Annotated in this window: 18 protein-coding genes; 16 read left to right on the plus strand and 2 right to left on the minus strand. The window is 67.3% G+C overall.

Going from position 1 to position 18,198, the window contains the following annotated elements:
• Nucleotides 1-37 precede the first annotated feature (37 nt).
• From EL337_RS10615 to EL337_RS10680, 14 genes are all read left to right on the plus strand, one after another.
• On the plus strand, nt 38-1,414 hold the full coding sequence (locus tag EL337_RS10615) for a glutamine synthetase family protein (RefSeq protein ID WP_048630494.1): 1,377 nt from the start codon (nt 38-40) through the stop codon (nt 1,412-1,414).
• Complete coding sequence (locus tag EL337_RS10620) at nt 1,401-2,186, plus strand: gamma-glutamyl-gamma-aminobutyrate hydrolase family protein (RefSeq protein ID WP_232786697.1); 786 nt, start codon at nt 1,401-1,403, stop codon at nt 2,184-2,186. The genes EL337_RS10615 and EL337_RS10620 overlap by 14 nt, the downstream gene beginning before the upstream one ends.
• A complete protein-coding gene (locus EL337_RS10625; protein ID WP_048630493.1) occupies nt 2,186-3,553 on the plus strand; it encodes an aldehyde dehydrogenase family protein in 1,368 nt (455 codons plus the stop codon). Before EL337_RS10620 ends, EL337_RS10625 begins: the two co-directional genes overlap by 1 nt.
• Before the next feature lie 5 nt (nt 3,554-3,558).
• Nucleotides 3,559-4,332: a 3-oxoacyl-ACP reductase gene (locus EL337_RS10630; protein WP_048630902.1), complete on the plus strand. Its 774-nt coding sequence runs from the start codon at nt 3,559-3,561 to the stop codon at nt 4,330-4,332.
• A gap of 13 nt (nt 4,333-4,345) precedes the next feature.
• Complete coding sequence (locus EL337_RS10635; protein WP_048630492.1) at nt 4,346-5,077, plus strand: FadR/GntR family transcriptional regulator; 732 nt, start codon at nt 4,346-4,348, stop codon at nt 5,075-5,077.
• Nucleotides 5,078-5,264: 187 nt separating this feature from the next.
• Nucleotides 5,265-6,104 carry a class I SAM-dependent methyltransferase gene (locus EL337_RS10640; RefSeq protein WP_048630491.1) on the plus strand — a complete coding sequence of 280 codons (840 nt, stop codon included), beginning with the start codon at nt 5,265-5,267 and terminating at the stop codon, nt 6,102-6,104.
• Nucleotides 6,105-6,148: 44 nt separating this feature from the next.
• Nucleotides 6,149-6,541, plus strand: a complete 393-nt coding sequence (locus tag EL337_RS10645; protein WP_048630490.1) for an ArsR/SmtB family transcription factor — start codon at nt 6,149-6,151, stop codon at nt 6,539-6,541.
• Between the two features lie 5 nt (nt 6,542-6,546).
• A complete protein-coding gene (locus tag EL337_RS10650; RefSeq protein WP_048630489.1) occupies nt 6,547-7,353 on the plus strand; it encodes a GntR family transcriptional regulator in 807 nt (268 codons plus the stop codon).
• 68 nt (nt 7,354-7,421) lie between these two features.
• The gene (locus tag EL337_RS10655) at nt 7,422-8,354 is read left to right on the plus strand and encodes a choline kinase family protein (RefSeq protein ID WP_048630488.1); all 933 of its coding nucleotides are present in this window, start codon (nt 7,422-7,424) and stop codon (nt 8,352-8,354) included.
• A gap of 7 nt (nt 8,355-8,361) precedes the next feature.
• Nucleotides 8,362-10,836, plus strand: coding sequence for a GcvT family protein (locus EL337_RS10660; protein WP_048630487.1), 2,475 nt, complete (start codon nt 8,362-8,364; stop codon nt 10,834-10,836).
• A gap of 81 nt (nt 10,837-10,917) precedes the next feature.
• Complete coding sequence (locus tag EL337_RS10665) at nt 10,918-11,622, plus strand: energy-coupling factor ABC transporter permease (RefSeq protein WP_048630486.1); 705 nt, start codon at nt 10,918-10,920, stop codon at nt 11,620-11,622.
• Entirely contained in the window at nt 11,619-11,987 is a 369-nt protein-coding gene (locus EL337_RS10670) for a PDGLE domain-containing protein (RefSeq protein WP_048630485.1), read from the plus strand. The genes EL337_RS10665 and EL337_RS10670 overlap by 4 nt, the downstream gene beginning before the upstream one ends.
• A 2-nt stretch (nt 11,988-11,989) precedes the next feature.
• Nucleotides 11,990-12,769: a cobalt ECF transporter T component CbiQ gene (cbiQ, locus tag EL337_RS10675; RefSeq protein WP_048630901.1), complete on the plus strand. Its 780-nt coding sequence runs from the start codon at nt 11,990-11,992 to the stop codon at nt 12,767-12,769.
• The gene (locus EL337_RS10680) at nt 12,754-13,506 is read left to right on the plus strand and encodes an energy-coupling factor ABC transporter ATP-binding protein (RefSeq protein ID WP_048630484.1); all 753 of its coding nucleotides are present in this window, start codon (nt 12,754-12,756) and stop codon (nt 13,504-13,506) included. Before cbiQ ends, EL337_RS10680 begins: the two co-directional genes overlap by 16 nt.
• Here EL337_RS10680 and EL337_RS10685 read toward each other — a convergent pair.
• Nucleotides 13,498-15,009, minus strand: a complete 1,512-nt coding sequence (locus tag EL337_RS10685; protein ID WP_048630483.1) for a sensor histidine kinase — start codon at nt 15,007-15,009, stop codon at nt 13,498-13,500. The genes EL337_RS10680 and EL337_RS10685 overlap by 9 nt on opposite strands.
• A complete protein-coding gene (locus EL337_RS10690) occupies nt 15,006-15,773 on the minus strand; it encodes a response regulator transcription factor (protein WP_109519755.1) in 768 nt (255 codons plus the stop codon). Before EL337_RS10690 ends, EL337_RS10685 begins: the two co-directional genes overlap by 4 nt.
• Nucleotides 15,774-16,116: 343 nt before the next feature.
• Here EL337_RS10690 and EL337_RS10695 point away from each other — a divergent pair, with 343 nt between their 5' ends.
• Nucleotides 16,117-16,764, plus strand: coding sequence for a GntR family transcriptional regulator (locus EL337_RS10695; protein WP_235666617.1), 648 nt, complete (start codon nt 16,117-16,119; stop codon nt 16,762-16,764).
• Nucleotides 16,765-16,871: 107 nt separating this feature from the next.
• Nucleotides 16,872-18,122 (plus strand): ABC transporter substrate-binding protein, encoded by a 1,251-nt coding sequence (locus tag EL337_RS10700; protein ID WP_048630482.1) that lies wholly within the window; start codon nt 16,872-16,874, stop codon nt 18,120-18,122.
• Nucleotides 18,123-18,198 lie beyond the last annotated feature (76 nt).

Genomic DNA, 18,198 nt, shown 5'->3' on the forward strand with positions numbered 1-18,198 from the left:
AATGGTTGGTACGGCGGGACATCGAGAAAGGTGGCCGATGGGCGCCAGGGGCATGCTGTCGAAAGAGGATCTCGAAAAACTGGTCGCCGAGGGGGACATCGACACTGTCATCGTCGCGTTCTGCGACATGCAGGGCAGGCTGACCGGTAAGCGGATCTCGGCACGACTGTTCGTCGAGGACGTCGCCGCCCACGGTGCGGAATGCTGCAACTACCTGCTCGCCGTCGACGTGGACATGAACACCGTCGACGGATACGAGATCTCCAGCTGGGAGACCGGCTACGGCGACATGGTGATGACGCCGGACTTCACCACGCTGCGCCTGCTGCCGTGGCTGCCCGCCACGGCGATGGTGATGGCCGACCTGTCGTGGACCGACGGACGGCTGGTGCGGCAGGCGCCGCGAGGCATCCTGCGGACCCAGCTCGACCGGCTCGCCGAGCGCGGCATGACCGCGGTCGCGGCCACCGAACTCGAGTTCATGGTGTTCGACGACACCTACCGCGACGCCTGGAAGGCCGGCTACCGGCACCTGACGCCGGCCACCGACTACAACATCGACTACGCGATGCTGGCCTCCACGCGGATGGAGCCGCTGCTGCGCGACATCCGACGGGGAATGGAGGGGGCCGGCCTCTACTGCGAGGGCGTCAAGGGCGAGTGCAACCTCGGCCAGCAGGAGATCGGGTTCCGCTACGACGACGCGCTGGTGGTCTGCGACAACCACACCATCTACAAGAACGGCGCCAAGGAGATCGCCGACCAGCACGGCAAGAGCCTGACCTTCATGGCGAAATTCGATGAGCGCGAAGGCAACAGCTGTCACATCCACATCTCGTTCCGAGGGCTGGACGGTAGTCCAGAAGGTGTAGCGGTGTTCTCCGACGAGGACGCCGAGCTGGGCATGTCGGCGATGTTCCGCAGCTTCATCGCCGGACAGCTGGCCACCCTGCGCGAGATGACCCTGTTCTACGCCCCGAACATCAACTCCTACAAGCGTTTCGTCGACGGCAGCTTCGCGCCGACGGCGGTGGCGTGGGGGATCGACAACCGCACGTGCGCGCTGCGGGTCGTCGGGCACGGCCACGGCATGCGGATGGAGTGCCGCGCCCCGGGCGGCGACGTCAACCAGTACCTGGCCGTTTCGGCGTTGATCGCCGGCGGCCTGTACGGTATCGACCAAGAGCTCGAGCTGCCGGAAGCGTTGCAGGGCAACGCCTATACCAGCGGCGCCGACCGTCTGCCGACGACGCTGACCGAAGCGATGGAGCTGTTCGACAACTCGCGGGTGGCGCGGGACGCCTTCGGCGACGATGTCGTCGACCACTATCTGAACAACGCGGCCGTGGAACTCAAGGCGTTCAACTCCGCCGTGACGGACTGGGAAAGGGTGCGTGGTTTTGAGCGTCTGTGAGGACCGGGGCGCGGTTCGCCCGGTGATCGGGCTGACCACCTATCTGCAGCAGGCACAGACCGGCGTGTGGGACGTCCGGGCGAGTTTTCTGCCTGCGATCTATTTCGAAGGCGTGGGCCTCGCGGGCGGCATCTCGGTGCTGCTGCCGCCGCAGCCCGCCGACGACGCCGTCGCCGAGCGCATTGTCAGCGGCCTCGACGGCCTGATCATCACCGGCGGCCGAGACGTCGACCCTGCAACCTACGGCGCCCCGCGGCACCCGACCACCGACGAGCCCGGCGCCGACAGCCGTACCCGCGACGAGTTCGAGTTCGCGCTGCTGCGCGCGGCGCTGCGACGCGGCATCCCTGTGCTCGGGATCTGCCGGGGTGCACAGGTGCTCAACGTCGCCCTCGGCGGCACGCTGCACCAGCACCTTCCCGACGTGGTCGGCCACGTCCGCCACCAGCAGGGCAACGCGGTGTTCAGCACCTCGACGATCACCACGGTGCCGGGAACCACGGTGGCGGCGCTGGTGGGGCCCGACACCGAGGCGCAGTGCTACCACCACCAGGCCATCGACCGCCTCGGTGACGGGCTGATCGTCAGTGCGTCCGACACCGACGGTGTGATCGAAGCGGTCGAGCTCGATCCGGCGCAGCACCCCGATCGCTGGGTGGTGGCCGTGCAATGGCACCCGGAGGAGCGGCTGGACGACCTGAGACTGTTCGCCGGCCTGGTCGGCGCGGCGGCAGCCTCTGCCACCCACAACACGGCACAGAAAGTGAGCTGATGACGGCAAGCGATGTGATCAATCCCGCGACCGAGGAGGTGCTGCGCACTGTCGAACAGACCGACGAAGCGGGCGTCGACGACGCGGTGGCGCGGGCCAAGGCCGCCCAGAAGAAGTGGGCCGCTCAGGCGCCCGCGGAGCGGGCTGCCGCGTTGCGCGCCTTCGCATCGGTGGTCGAGCTACACATAGAAGAACTCGCGGCGCTGGAGGTGGCCAACTCCGGGCACCCGATCGGCAACGCCCGGTGGGAGGCCGGCCACGTCCGTGACGTGTTGCAGTACTATTCGGCGTCCCCGGAACGCCTGTCCGGCAAGCAAATTCCCGTGGCCGGCGGCCTGAACGTCACCTTCAACGAGCCGCTCGGAGTCGTCGGCGTCATCACCCCGTGGAACTTCCCCATGACGATTGCGTCGTGGGGGTTCGCGCCTGCGCTGGCGGCGGGCAACGCGGTGCTGGTCAAGCCGGCGGAGTGGACCCCGCTGACCACGATCCGCCTGGGTGAGCTGGCCGTCGAAGCGGGGTTGCCCGCGGATCTGTTCCAGGTGTTGCCGGGCCGCGGATCGGTGGTGGGGGAGCGTTTCGTCACCCATCCCGACGTGCGCAAGATCGTGTTCACCGGATCCACCGAGGTCGGCACGAGGGTGATGGCCGGCGCTGCAACACAGGTCAAGCGGGTCACCCTCGAACTCGGCGGCAAGAGCGCCAACATCATCTTCGACGACTGCGACCTGGAGCGCGCCGCCGCGACCGCGCCATACGGGGTGTTCGACAACTCCGGGCAGGATTGCTGCGCTAGGAGTCGGATCTTGGTGCAAAGCAACGTGTTCGACAAATTCATGGAGCTGTTCGAGCCTGCCGTCAAGGGCGTCGTCGTCGGCGACCCCGGGGCAGAGGGCACCGAGATGGGCCCGCTGGTGTCGAAGGCGCACTGGACATCGGTGGCGTCCTACGTACCCGACGACGCGCCCGTGGCATTCCGCGGTGACGCCCCCACCGGCCCCGGATTCTGGTTCCCGCCGACGGTGCTGACTCCGCAGCGCACCGACCGGTCGGTCACCGAGGAGATCTTCGGCCCGGTGGTCACCGTGCTGCCTTTCGACGACGAGGCCGACGGCATCGCACTGGCCAACGACAGTGTGTACGGATTGTCGGGATCGATCTGGACCGAGAACGTGTCGCGTGCGCTGCGGGTGTCGCGCGCCGTGGAGTCCGGAAATCTGTCCGTCAACTCGCATTCATCGGTGCGCTACAGCACCCCCTTCGGCGGGTTCAAACAGTCCGGCCTCGGCCGTGAACTGGGCCCCGACGCCCCGTTGTCGTTCACCGAAACCAAGAACGTCTTCATCGCCGTGCAGGAGGCCCCGTGACGAAAGTGGATCTGACCCAACGACTGGCAGGCAAGGTGGCGGTGATCACCGGCGGCGCCAGCGGCATCGGCCTCGCGACGGCGAAGCGCATGAAAGCAGAGGGCGCGACGATCGTCATCGGCGACATCGACCCGGGCACCGGCAAGACCGTCGCCGACGATCTGAACGGCACGTTCGTCCAGGTCGACGTCTCCGATCAGGCCGCCGTGGATGCGCTGTTCGACACCGCGGCCGAGACACACGGGTCGGTGGACATCGCCTTCAACAATGCCGGTATCAGTCCGCCGGAGGACGACCTGATCGAGGTCACGGGCATCGACGCCTGGGACCGGGTGCAGGACATCAACCTCAAGTCGGTGTTCTTCTGCTGCAAGGCCGCGCTGCGCCACATGGTGCCCGCGCAGAAGGGGTCGATCGTCAACACCGCGTCGTTCGTCGCGGTGAACGGCTCGGCCACCTCGCAGATCTCCTACACCGCGTCCAAGGGCGGAGTGCTGGCGATGTCCCGCGAGCTCGGAATCCAGTACGCGCGCCAGGGAATCCGGGTCAACGCGCTGTGCCCGGGTCCGGTGAACACGCCGCTGCTGCAGGAGCTGTTCGCCAAAGACCCCGAGCGTGCCGCGCGCAGGCTGGTGCACGTGCCGATGGGGCGGTTCGCCGAACCGGAGGAACTCGCCGCCGCCATCGCATTCCTGGCCAGTGACGACGCGTCGTTCATCACCGGCTCGACCTTCCTGGTCGACGGCGGTATCACCGGCCACTACGTGACGCCGCTGTAGGACGCTGCCCACGATGACGGCCCAGCCGGATCCCGGAGACAGCGCTGACGCAACAGACGCGCTGTTGCGTCCGGTGCGGCCGCTCAACGCATTCGAGGACACCGTCGAGCGGCTACTGCAGACGATCCGGCTGGGTGTGCTGAAACCCGGCGAGTCCCTGCCCCCGGAGCGGGAGCTCGCCACCCGGCTCGGGGTGAGCCGGGACACCGTGCGCGACGCGATCAAGTCGCTGGCCGATGCCGGCTATCTGGTGTCGCGCCGCGGCCGGTACGGAGGAACCTTCCTGGCCGACGCGTTGCCGACGCCGCCTGCGGGCGACGTCGAATTCCGGCGCGCCGACATCGACGACGCGCTGCGGTTGCGCGAGATCCTCGAAGTGGGGGCGGCGCGGATGGCCGCGAGCCGCACGCTCACCGCCCCCGAGCGGGAGGCGCTGTGGACCCGGCTGGCCGACGTTCGGGCCGCGGCGCCGGAGGACTATCGCCGGGTGGACTCCCGGTTGCACCTCGCCATCGCCGAGGCGGCGGGCGTGCCGTCGCTGGTGCCGCTGGTCGCCCAGAACCGGATGCGGCTCAACGAACTGCTGGACTGCATCCCGCTGCTCTCGCGCAACATCGCCCACTCCGACGAGCAGCACGAGGCGATCGTCGTGGCGATCCTGGCCGGTGACGCCGATACCGCGGCGCAGACGATCGCCGCGCACGTCTGGGGCTCGGCGGCGCTGCTGCACGGCTTCCTCGACTGACCCGTTGACCCGCCGACACCACTGACATTCACGCGAACGATCGGCTCGGTGAATGTCACCCGAACAGTGCAGGGACGTGTTTCGATAGCCTTGGTGTGTCTGAACTGCGAGTTCACGCCGGCCGAAGCTTCACCGAGTGCGCCCGCCCATGCTGTGGGGGTAAGACACGGATCCGGAGGAGGGTGCGATGAGCACCGCAGACAGTGTCGATGCCGATCGGGCACTCAAGGCCAAACATCGCGCGCTGTGGGCGTCCGGCGACTATCCGGCCGTGGCGGCCGAGCTGATTCCAGCACTTGGGCCAGAACTGGTGGGCGCGTGCGGCGTGACGCCGGGTGTCCGCGTGCTGGATGTGGCGGCGGGTTCGGGCAACGCCGCCATTCCTGCCGCAGAAGCGGGCGCTCTCGTGACGGCCAGCGACCTGACGCCGGAGCTTTTCGACGCGGGCCGCCACATCGCCGCTGAGCGTGGAGTCGAGCTGGAGTGGGTCGAGGCGGACGCCGAGGCCTTGCCGTTCTCCGACAACAGCTATGACGTCGTGATGTCCTGTGTCGGTGCGATGTTCGCGCCGCACCACCAGGTGACCGCCGATGAGTTGATCCGGGTGTGTCGACCCGGCGGAACAATCGGCATGATCAACTGGACGCCGGAAGGTTTCATCGGCAACTTGTTTGCGACGATGAAGCCGTATGCGCCGCCGCCACCCCCGGGCGCCAGCCCTCCGCCGCTGTGGGGCGACGAGAACCATGTCCGCGAGCTCTTCGGCGATGCCGTCACCGACCTGGCCACTCGCAGGCAGACCGTGCACATCGACCGCTGCGCCACTCCGGAGGAGTTCCGCGAGTACTGGAAACACAATTACGGGCCGACGATCGCGGCCTATCGGTTCAATGCGGAGCAGCCGGATCGCGTCAGAAGCCTCGATCGCGACTTCTTAAGTTTCCTCACCGATTGGAACCGCGCCACCGAGCCGCAGCACACCGCTTACCAGGCGGAATACCTGCTCGTCACCGCAACCAAGCGCTGACCCTTTCACCGCGAATTGAGCGTCTGCACACCGACACGCCGCGGATGCTGGCATTTCGCGCTCGCTCGGCGAGGGCTAGATTGGGGGGCGTGGAGGATCGGTCGGTGGTGGAGCTGGCGTCGTCGGCGCTGTCCGACGTCGATACACAGGGTTGGGCGCAGCGCTTCGACCTGGTGTCCGACCCTCACCGCCTCGAGATACTGCTGAGCCTGCACCGTGCGCCCGGTATCTGCGTCAGCGACCTCGCTGCAGCGCTGGGCCGCTCGGAAAACGCCGTCTCCCAGGCACTTCGGGTTCTCCGCGCACAGGGCTGGGTGACGAGCACCCGTGCCGGCCGATCGGTGAGCTATCGGCTGAACGACGAGATCGTGCACGATCTGCTGCACTGGATCGGCGCCAGGCACTCCGAGCCGCACGGTCACCCGGCACGTCACTGACGCCCGTGCGTGTTCTGAACGTCGACGAACCACCATTGGCGCCCCGGCCGGAGCTGACCGGGCGCTCTGATCAGCCGGCCCACGCGCGCATCGCCCACTGGCTGGAGGACCTGGTGGTGTCCGGGGAGCTGGAGCCGGGGGACAAGCTGCCCCCGGAGGTCGAGATCGCCACGTCGCTGGGGGTGAGCCGGATGACGTTGCGGCAGGCGCTGGGAGCGGTCGAGGCGAAGGGCTTCATCGATCGTCGCCGGGGGCGCTTCGGCGGGAGTTTCATCGCGTCCCCGCGTTTCGAACTCGACCACGCGAGCCTGCCCGGATTCACCGAGCAGATGCTGCGGATCGACGTGGAACCCGGTGCGGAGGTGCTCACGGCGACCACACGTCGGCCGGACACGGTGATCGGCAAGGCGCTCGGATTGCGCAGGTCCGATCTGGTGCACGAGATCCGGCGGGTTCGCACCGCCAATGGCGAGCCGATCGTCCTGGAGGAGGCATATGTGCCCGCGGCGGTGTTCCCGGGGCTGTTGTCGGAGAATCTGCACGGGTCGCTGTATGCCGTGATGCGCGCCCACGGCAGCGCCCCGTTCACCGCCGACGAACGCATCGAGGCCACCCAGGCCACGGTGGAGCAGAGCGAGATCCTGGGCGTGGCGCCTGCCAGCCCGCTGCTGCTGATCCTGCGCACGTCGTTTTCCGCCGACGGAGTGGCCGTCGAGTTCTCCCGCGACTACTTGAGGTCCGACCGGACCGCGATCCGGATCAAGTCGCGCGCCGAGATCGTCCCGCCGGCAGGCGCGCCAGGCTTTCTATAAGTCTAGACCTTTGATCGTCCAGGGTTTAGAGTGAAGGCCAACCACACTGCGGCGCTTGAGGATCGCGAATGTCGTCACGGCTCACCGACGAACAGCTCGACGTGCTGTTCGACCAGATCGGGCTGCTGGCGGGTCGGCCCCGGCACCTCGTGCAGCTCTCCGGCGGCCTGACCAACCGCAACGTCAAGATCACCACCCCGGACGGGGTCTACGTGGCCCGGTGCGTCGACACCGCCGCCAACCTGCTCGGCATCGACCGTGACCGCGAGCACCACAACAGCGTGGCCGCCGAGCAGGCGGGAGTCGGGGCGCGCGTGCTCGACTACCGACCGGACCTCGGGGTGCTCCTGCTGAGCTACATCGAGGGAAAGACGCTGGAAAACCACGATTTTCAGCGCGACGGCGTAATCGCCATGGCCGCCCGTGCCTGCCGGACACTGCACGACGGGCCGCGGTTTCGGGGGCGCTTCGACATGTTCGAGCGCCAACCCGCCTACCTCAAGACGGTCCAAGACCACGGCTTCCGGATACCAGCCGACTATCACGACCACGCCCACGCGTTCGCGGCGGCCAAGCGCGCGCTCGAGGCCACTGAGACCGTCACCGTGCCCTGCAACAACGACCTGTTGGCCGGCAACTTCATCGAGGACGGCGACCGGATGTGGTTGATCGACTACGAGTACTCCGGCAACAACGACCCATGTTTCGAGCTCGGCAACATCTGGAGCGAGTGCGCGCTGTCGCTCGATCAGCTCGACGAGCTGGTCACCGCGTACTACGGGCGTCCCCGGCGGCACAAGACAGCGCGGGCGCACCTGCAGGGGATCGTCGCCAAGTACGGATGGACGCTCTGGGGATGCATCCAGTACGGCTCCAGCGCAATAGAATTCGACTTCTGGGAATGGGCCATGGAGCGTTATGAGGCCGCGGTCGCCGCATTCCGCGACCCGGGCTACGGGCGACTGCTCGACGACGTCGCCGCCATCGAGGGACAACCGTGAGGAAGACATGACGTCCGCCAAATCTCTGCCGTCGCGTGCCCGGGTCGTCGTCATCGGCGGCGGGGTCATCGGCACCAGCGTCGCCTACCACCTGACCAAACTCGGGCTCACCGACGTCGTGCTGCTCGAACAGGGCCAGCTGTCCTGCGGAACCACCTGGCACGCAGCAGGTCTCGTAGGCCAGCTGCGGGCATCGGAAGGCATGACCCGCCTGGTGCAGTATTCGACGCAGCTGTACTCGGAGCTGGAGAGCGAGACGGGTCTGTCGGCCGGCTACAAGCAGTGCGGCGGAGTCACGGTCGCACGCACCGAGGACAGGATGGTGCAGCTGCGCCGCACTGCGGCCAACGCGGCGGCGTTCGACCTGCAGTGCGAACTGCTCACGCCCGAACAGGCACACGAGCACTATCCGGTGATGCGGGTCGACGACCTGGTCGGCGCCATCTGGCTGCCCGACGACGGCAAGGCCAATCCGACCGACCTGACGTTCGCGCTGGCCAAGGGCGCGCGCTCGGGTGGGTGCCGGATCGTGGAGAAGACCCGTGTGCTCGATGTGCTCGTCACCGACGGCGAGGTGACAGGCGTGCGCACCGACGCCGGTGACATCGAGGCCGAGATCGTCGTGAACTGTGCCGGGCAGTGGGCCAAACAGGTCGGCGCGATGGCCGGGGTCAACGTGCCGCTGCACTCGGCCGAGCATTTCTACGTGGTCAGCGAGACGATCGACGGCGTCCATCCCGACCTGCCGATCCTGCGCGACCCCGACGGCTACACCTACTTCAAGGAGGAGGTCGGCGGTCTCGTCATCGGTGGATTCGAGCCGGAGGCCAAGCCGTGGGTCCCACCCGACGCGATCCCGTATCCGTTCGAATTCCAGCTGCTGGATGAAGATTGGGAGCATTTCGAGGTCCTGATGACCAGTGCGCTGCTGCGCATCCCGGCATTGGAGACCACCGGGATCAAGAAGTTCTACAACGGTCCCGAGAGCTTCACGCCGGACAACCAGTTCATCCTCGGTGAGGCACCCGAGTGCCGGAACTTCTTCGTGGGAGCCGGATTCAACTCGGTGGGCATCGCCACCGCGGGCGGGGCGGGGCGGGCACTGGCCGAATGGATCGTCGACGGCGCGCCGAGCACCGACCTGACCGGCGTGGACATCCGCCGCTTCGCGCCGTTCAACGGCAACAACCGGTGGCTGCACGATCGAGTGGCCGAGGTGCTGGGCATCCACTACGAGATTCCCTGGCCCAACCGGGAAATGACGACCGCCAGACCGTTCCGGCGGTCTCCGGTGCACCATCTGCTCGATGCCGCGGGCGCCAACTTCGGCAGCCGGATGGGGTGGGAACGCGCCAACTTCTTCGCCCCGGCCGGCTCGCCACCGGTGATCGACTACACGTGGGACAAGCCCAATTGGCTGGAGTGGTCGGCCGCCGAGCAGGCGAGCACCCGCTCCGGGGTCACGGTGTTCGATCAGACGTCGTTCTCCAAGTACCTGCTGGTCGGAGGCGATGCCGAGGCGGCGTTGCAGTGGTTGTGCACCGCAGATGTCGGCGTCGAAGTCGGCAGATCGGTCTACACGGGCATGCTCAACGCGCGCGGCACGTACGAATCCGACGTCACGGTCACCAGGACCGCGCCGCAGGAGTACCTCATCGTCAGCAGCGCCGCCACCACCGAACGCGACAAGGACCATATCCGCACCCAGATCCGGCGGCGCTTGTCCCCCGGGGCCGACGCGCACCTGGTGGACGTCACCTCTGCGTACGCGGTGTTCGGTGTGATGGGCCCGCGGTCGCGTGACCTCCTGTCAGGACTGACCGATGCCGATCTGTCCGACGAGGCGTTCCCGTTCGGCGCCAGCAGGATGGTCTCACTCGGCTACGCCACGGTGCGCGCCACCCGGATCACCTATGTCGGTGAATTGGGTTGGGAGCTCTATGTTCCCGCCGAATTCGCCGTCGGGGTGTATGAGGACCTGATGGCTGCGGGTGCGAGCTGTGGCGTTGCGCGCGGCGGGTACTACGCAATCGAGGCGTTGCGCCTGGAGAAGGGGTACCGGGCATTCGGCCGCGAGCTGACACCGAGTGAGAACCCCGTCGAGGCCGGGCTGCTGTTCGCGTGCAAGCTCAAGACCGACATCGACTTCCTGGGGCGCGAAGCGGTGGAGAAGGCGCGCGCTGCCGGGGTCGGCAAGAAACTGGTCGGCTTCCGCGTCGACTCGCCAGAACCGATGCTGTGGGGTGGCGAGTTGATCCTGCGCGACGGAGTGGTCGCAGGGCAGGCGACATCGGCGGCGTGGGGTCACACACTCGGCGCCTGCGTCGGGCTGGCCTACCTGAGAGCGCCGGGCGCGGCGAAGGTCGACGCCGACTGGGTGCGTGACGGCAGCTATCAGGTGAACGTGGGCGGGCAACGTCATGCGATCACGGTGTCGCTGCGGCCGCTCTACGATCCGGCGAGTGAACGCGTGCGGGGTTAGGACCTGTCCAACCGGGCAGGTGCGTGCCCTGCTCATCTGATCAGCTAGACAGGTGAACAGACGGCGGAATACGCTCGGAGGATGAACGTCGACTACGTCGCCATGCACATGAGCGACGGCATCGTCAACGCCCCGATCTCCCTGCTGTTCGCCGGCGTCGCGCTGGTGGCACTGGCGGTGTGCGTGGCGAAGGCGAGGATCGAGCTCGACGAGCGTACGGTGCCGCTGGCCGGGCTGGTGGCCGCCTTCATCTTCGCGGTGCAGATGGTGAACTTCCCGATTCTGCCCGGGGTCAGCGGCCATCTGCTCGGTGGGGCGCTGGCCGCCATCCTCGTGGGCCCGTTCACCGGAGCGCTGTGCGTGGCCATCGTCCTGATCGTGCAGGCGCTGCTGTTCGCCGATGGTGGCGTGACGGCACTCGGCACGAACATCACCAACATGTCGGTGATCGGTGTGGCGGCAGGCTACGGAACCGCGGTGCTGCTGTACCGGCTGGTCCGACGCCGCCGCAACGACGTCCCGGTGCCTGCCGTCGGGGCGGTGGCTTTCGTCGCCGCAATCATCGGCACAGTCTGCGCCGCAATGGGGTTCGTGCTGGAGTACGCCCTCGGCGGCGCGGCGACGACATCCCTGGGGACCGTCGCCGCCTATATGTTCGGCACCCATGTCCTGATCGGTATCGGCGAGGGCATCATCACCGCGCTGACGGTGATGGCGGTGGTACGGGCCCGGCCGGATCTGGTCTACCTGTTGCGCACCAACGCGCGCGCGGAGGTGACGGTATGACGGAGTCGACGCAACGCCGCTGGTGGTTCTGGATCGGCTTCGCGGTGGTCACCCTGCTGATCGCCGGCGGGGTGTCGTACTTCGCGAGTTCGAGCCCGGACGGTCTGGACTCGGCGACCTTGCAGGGGTGCGAGGTGGTCGAGACCGCGACGGGCGAAGAGCTCCGGGGTGAGTGCATCGCCCAGCATGCCGACGAGCATTCCCTGGCGGGCTCTCCGCTGGCCGACTATGCGATCGGTGGCCAGGATGGCACCGGCGGGCTGGCGGGCATCATCGGCGTCGTCGTCACGGTCGTCATCGCGGGTGGGGCGTTCTGGGTGATCGCGCGGTCCCGGTCGAAACCGACATCGTCAGTGAGTGAGTGACGGTGGGCGCGGGTCACTCGCATCCTCTCTATCGCGACGGTGATTCACCGCTTCATCGGGCACCGGCCGAGGCCAAGATCGTCTGCCTGGTGCTGTTCGTCCTGGCGGTGGTCGCCACTCCCCGAGAGATGTTCTGGCCCTTCGGCCTCTACGCGGTGATCATTCTCGCGGTGTGGCGGGTGGCCCGCCTTCCGCTGCGGTGGATCCTGCCCCGGATGCTGATCGAGGCGCCCTTCGTCGTGCTCGCGGTGCTGCTGCCGTTCGCCGAGGGCGGCGAGCGGGTGAGTGTCGCGGGCATGCACCTGTCGGTGGCGGGGCTGTACGCGGCATGGGGCATCGTCATCAAGGGCACCCTCGGCGTCGCGGCCTCGCTGACCGTCGCGGCCACCACCACCTCGCGGGAACTACCCGTCGCGCTGAGCAGGCTGCGGGTGCCGGCGCTGATCGTCTCGGTGCTGACGCTGATGATCCGCTACGTCGACGTGCTGACCGCCGAAGCCCGGCGGATGCGCATGGCGCGGATTTCGCGCGGCGATTCACCGCGGATGCTGCATCAGGTCGGGGCGACGGCGAAGAGTGTCGGCGCGCTGTTCCTGCGCTCCTACGAGCGGGGTGAGCGCGTGTACCTGGCGATGCTGTCGCGCGGGTTCGACGGCCGGGTGCCGCCGTTGGCCGTCGGAGCCGGATGTGTGGCGGCCGCGACACCGCGGCAGTGGACGGTGGCCCTGCTGCCCGCGGCGGCCGCAGTGTCGGTGGCGGTGAGCGCATGGGTGCTGCGGTGAGCCGGCCGGCGATCCGCGTCCGGGATCTGGCGTACTCCTATCCGGGCGGGCACCCAGCGCTCGGCGGCATCGACCTGGACGTCGCCCCGGGTGAGCGGGTCGCGCTGCTGGGTCCCAACGGCGCGGGCAAGACCACGTTGATGCTCCACCTCAACGGCGTGCTGAGCGCGCTGCGGGGCACCGTGGAGATCGGCGGAACACCGTTGACCCGGGGCACTCTCCGTGAGATCCGCCGCAAGGTAGGCCTGGTCTTCCAGGATCCCGACGACCAGCTCTTCATGCCCACGCTGGCCCAGGACGTCGCCTTCGGACCCGCCAATTTCGGAGTGCGCGGTGCCGAGCTGGACGCCCGCGTCGCCCATGCCCTCGAGGTCGTGTCGATGACCGACCTGGCCGCCCGCAGCCCCGCTCACATGTCGGGGGGCCAGCGCCGCCGGGCCGCGCTGGCCACCGTGCTGGCGTGCCAACCGGAGGTTCTCGTGCTGGACGAACCGTCGGCCAACCTCGATCCCGTCGCCCGCAGGGAACTCGCCGAGACCCTGACCGGACTCGACGCGACGATGCTGATCGTCACCCACGACCTGCCGTACGCCGCCCAGCTCTGCGAGCGGGCGATCGTCATGGACGGTGGCGTGATCGTCGCCGACGGCGCGATCGGCGACGTGTTGTCCGACACCGAGTTGCTCGCGGCGCACCGTCTGGAGCTGCCGTGGGGGTTCGTCGTCGGCTCACGCTGAGGCGGGCGCGGGGGTGGCCCCGGCCGGGACCGCAGGTAGGCGCACGCTGAAAGCCGTTGTCCCCGAATCGGACCGCGCCGTGATGGTGCCGCCGTGCGACTCGACGATCGACGCGGCGATCGACAGCCCGAGCCCGAAGCTGCCCGTCTGCCGCGACCGCGACTTGTCGGCGCGGACGAACCGCTCGAACATGTGCGTCAGCAGAACCGGATCGATTCCGGGTCCGTCGTCGGTCACCGTCATCTCGACGTAGTCGCCACCGCCGGATGTGCCCGCCGCGACGCTGGTCGTCACCGTGGTGCCCGCGGGTGTGTGCACACGCGCGTTGGACAACAGATTCGCCAGCGTCTGGTGCAGCTGGGCCCGGTCGCCCCGCACCCAGACCGCGCCGTCGGGGACCGCGGTCACCCAGCGATGCGTCGGGGCCGACACCGCCGCGTCGTTCACCGCGTCGACGACGAGATCGGTGAGATCGACCTCGGTGGCCTGCAGGTCCTGCCCCTCGTCGAGCCGGGCCAGTAGCAGCAGATCGGCGACCAGTGAGTTCATCCGCTGGGCCTCGGCCTCGATCCGCGCCAGCGAGTACTCGGTGGTCTCCGGCAGAACCGAACTGTCCTGGCGGGTCAGCTCGGCGTAGCCGGAGATGGCGGCCAACGGCGTCCGCAGCTCGTGGCTCGCGTCGGTGATGAACTGCCGCATCCGCCGGTCCGAGGACGCGACATCGGCCAGGGCGCGTTCGACGTTGTCGAGCAGTCGGTTCAGGGTGTCGCCGACAAGACCCACCTCGGTGCGCGGATCGATGTCGCCGGTGGGCACCCGCGGGGTGATCGCGTGGTTGTCGCGATCGAGGGGCAGCGTCGCCACCTCCGCTGCGGTGGCGGCGACGCGGCGCAGGGGGCGCAGGGCGAACCGCACGATCGCGATGGTGCTCAACGCGGTGAACACGAGGGCGAGCGCGGTCATCGCGGACACGATCACCGTCTCCCGCACCATCGCCTCCCACGCGGGAGTACGGGATACGCCCGTCACCAGGACTTCGTCATCGTTCCCGGGCCTGCCGACCATCCGGTACCAGCCCAGCCCCGGTAGCTCGATGCTGCGGGGTTGCGGGTTGGTCCACGACAGCTCGGCGATCGTCTCCAGGGCGGCGGCCGGTGCGCGCTGCGCCTCCCCGTCGCCGAAATAGGCAGAGTCCACCACCTCGCCGTTCTGGATCAGCGCGACGATATTGCCCGGCGCCTGCCCGATGAGATACGTCAGGGGCTTCATCGAGTCCGGCGCGGGCAGGCTGCCGTCGGGTCCCGGGGTGGCCCGGTACTTGGCCACCGAGTTGATGCCCCCGTCGGCTGCCCCCGCCAGCTGGGAGTCGATGATGCCCAGTACCGACGCCCGCAGCGTCACCACCGACATCGTGCCGACGGTCACCAGCGCCACCATGACCACCGCCGAGACGCCGACGACGAGCTGCCGCAACAGCGTCCAGCTCTGCCAGGTGCGTCTCATTCCGCCGACCGCAGCATGTATCCGACTCCGCGCACCGTGTGGATCAGCGGTTCCCGGCCGGCGTCGATCTTCTTGCGCAGATACGACACGTAGAGGTCGACGATGCTGGACCGGCCGCCGAAGTCGTAGTTCCACACCTGCCGAAGGATTTCATTGCGGTCCAGTGCTTTTCGTTGATTGCGCATCAGTAGTCGGAGCAGTTCGAACTCGGTCGAGGTCAGCGGGATCACCTCGCCGCCGCGTGTCACCTCGCGGCTCGCGGCGTCGAGCGCGAGATCGCCCACGGTCAGCGTCTCGTCGTCGGCCGGCGTGAGGTAGGCCGATCGGCGCAGGAGTCCACGCAGCCTGGCTACCAGCTCTTCGAGCGAGAACGGCTTGGTCATGTAGTCGTCGCCGCCTGCGGTCAACCCCGTCACGCGGTCTGCTACCGAATCACGGGCGGTGAGGAACAGCGTGGGGGTATAGGTGCCCGAGTCCCGCAGCTGCGCCAGCACGCCCAGCCCGTCCATGTCGGGCAGCATGATGTCCAGCACCAGCAGATCGGGGGTCTGCGCACGGTACTTCTCGACGGCCTCGGCGGCGTCGTGCGCGACGTCGATCTCCCAGCCCTCGTACTTCAGCGCCATCCGCACCAGGTTGGTCAGCGCGCGCTCGTCGTCGACGAGCAACACACGGATCGGCGACCCGTCGGCGCGATACATCTTGGGCAGCTTGCCCAGGATGGCGCGACGGGGCCCCTGGTCCTCGAGCGGCGCAGACGTCACCCGGTCATTCTCGCGTGTGTGCGCCGGGATGGGCAGGTCCTCATAGGGATCTCATATGTCGGCGGCACTCACTTCCGGCGACCGAGAGGCTGATGCAAGGAGAGTTGTTCCCGCACATACGAATTTGCGTCTGAATCGCTCGCCGACGGTGACGCGCGCTGCCGCCCGGAGGAGGCGCGGAGGGCCGGCGCCGCAGTGGGCGGAAGACTGTCGCGGCGCGTCTGCGATGTATGCATCGTGTTAACCGTGTTTCATTTCTGTTTACTTTGAATCCGCTATTGCGACTGCGGATACATATCGCTACGTTGTGTATACAGCCAGTCGAGCCGATGGGAGCAGCGCAATGGTGAGCGCGACGGTGGGCACCGCGGTGGTGAGTGGTCTTCGGCACGCGCTACTCACAGGTGAGATCGGCGCTGACGTCCGGTTGTCGTATTCCAAGCTGGCCGACAAGTTCGGCGTCAGTCGCATTCCGGTGCGCGAAGCCATACAGGCACTCGTGGCCGAAGGTCTGGTCGTCATGGTCGACGGCGTTCCGTACTCACGGCGGCTGTCTGTCCTGGAGCTACAGGAACTCTTCGAGATGCGCATGGCGGTAGAGCCCCACCTCACCCAGATGGCCTTGCCGCAGGTGGGCAGAGCCGAAATCATCCAGATGAGTCGGTACTACGAAATAATGTCGGACACAACCGATGTCGTCGAATGGCTGGAAGCCAACGCGAATTTCCACGCCACCATCTACCATCAGGCGAACCGGCCGATGACCATCGAGCACGTCGATCAGCTGCGAAAACTCGCAGATCGGTATCTCTACCTCCACCTTGCGGTGATCGGCAATGTCGAACACCTGCAGGTTGAACATGCCGCCATCCTCGGTGCCGCGAAAGCCGGCGACGGACAGCGGATCAACGAACTTACGCGAACTCACCTGGAGACGTCACACGAGTTCATCGTTCGATATCTCCTGGCTAACGACGAGAGTTTCGCGTAGGACGTGGCCCCCTAGCGGAACCGCGCAAACAACCAACCTCCCAGCGGTGTGCCCATCGCCTGCGAACGCAGGACGGTGCAGAACGCATGCCTGAGAAAGGACGAGCAATGCGGAAAACTACCGCCGCTGTCGGCATCCTCGCCAGCGTGGCCTTGGCGCTGACCGCGTGTAGCAGCGGGTCCAGTAGTCAGAACAGCGACGTCATCAAGTTCGGCTGGCTGAACGGGATCACGGGCGATTACTCGTCCTATTACGAACCCTCACAGGCTGCCGTGACCATCGCCATCGATGAGATCAATGCCGACGGGGGCGTCCTCGGCAAGCCTGTCGAGCTGGTCACCGCCGACAACCTGTCGACTGTCGAAGGTGCTGTTCAAGGGTTCTCGCGCCTCGTGGACGTCGAGGGTGTGGTGGCCGTCGGCGGAGTCGAATCCACCGGTGCGCTGGCAATTCGTGACAGCGCAAACGAATTGGAGATCCCGGTGATGTGCCCGGGTTGCGGCACACCAGAACTCGACGAACTCAACGGCGAGTACATCTGGAGGCTCACCGGCTCCGACACCGACGGTGGCACCGTCGCGGCGCAGTTCGCACGCGACGAAGGTGTGAAGCGGGTCGCCATCATGGCGCAGAACACCGAGGGTATGTCGGAACCGGCTGACATCTTTAAGGAGGTGTTCACTGAGGGGGCCGGCGGTGAAGTGGTCGCCGACGTCAGGTTCAACCCAGGACGGTCCTCCTACCAGGCTGAACTCGCTCAGGCTTTTGATGCCAAGCCGGACGCGGTGTACCTGGCCGCCGGACACGAAGCCGCGTCCGTGATCCTGCGCGAGTGGCAGCGCCGCGGGTACGGCGGAAAGTTCTTCGTCTCACCGGATCTGGTTACGCCGCCCATCGGTTCGCTCATGCCAGAGTTGGAGAACGGGGTGGCCGTCGGAGCAATCGCGGCCTATGACACCGAGTCTCCGGCCTACCAGAGCTTCGCTGAGCGGTTCAAGGAGAAGACCGGACAAGAACCCGCCGCAGGCGTATACGACGCGAACCAGTACGACGAGTACATCGCGCTGGCATTGGCGATCACCAAGGCGCAGAGTACCGAGGGTGCCGACATCGCTGCGGCCCTGCCCGAGGTGCTCAATCCCGAGGGGACGACGGTGTATTCCTACGCCGAGGGACTCCGGGAACTCGAAGCCGGTAACGAGATCAATTACCAGGGAGCTTCCGGCACCTTGGACGTGAACGAGAACAACAATCTGGTGAAACCTCTGTTCGGTGAGCAGAACATCGTCGACGGCGGCTGGACGCAGGTCGGCGTCATCGAGCTCGATCCCAACCTGAGCGCAGTACTGCAGCGCTGACGCAGATGCGCGGTGCCGGCGGGTGGGTTGACCGCCGGCACCGGAGCATCCACGCTGCGCGCCCCAGCACATTTCA

This window comes from Mycolicibacterium aurum (assembly GCF_900637195.1).
Lineage (GTDB): Bacteria > Actinomycetota > Actinomycetes > Mycobacteriales > Mycobacteriaceae > Mycobacterium > Mycobacterium aurum.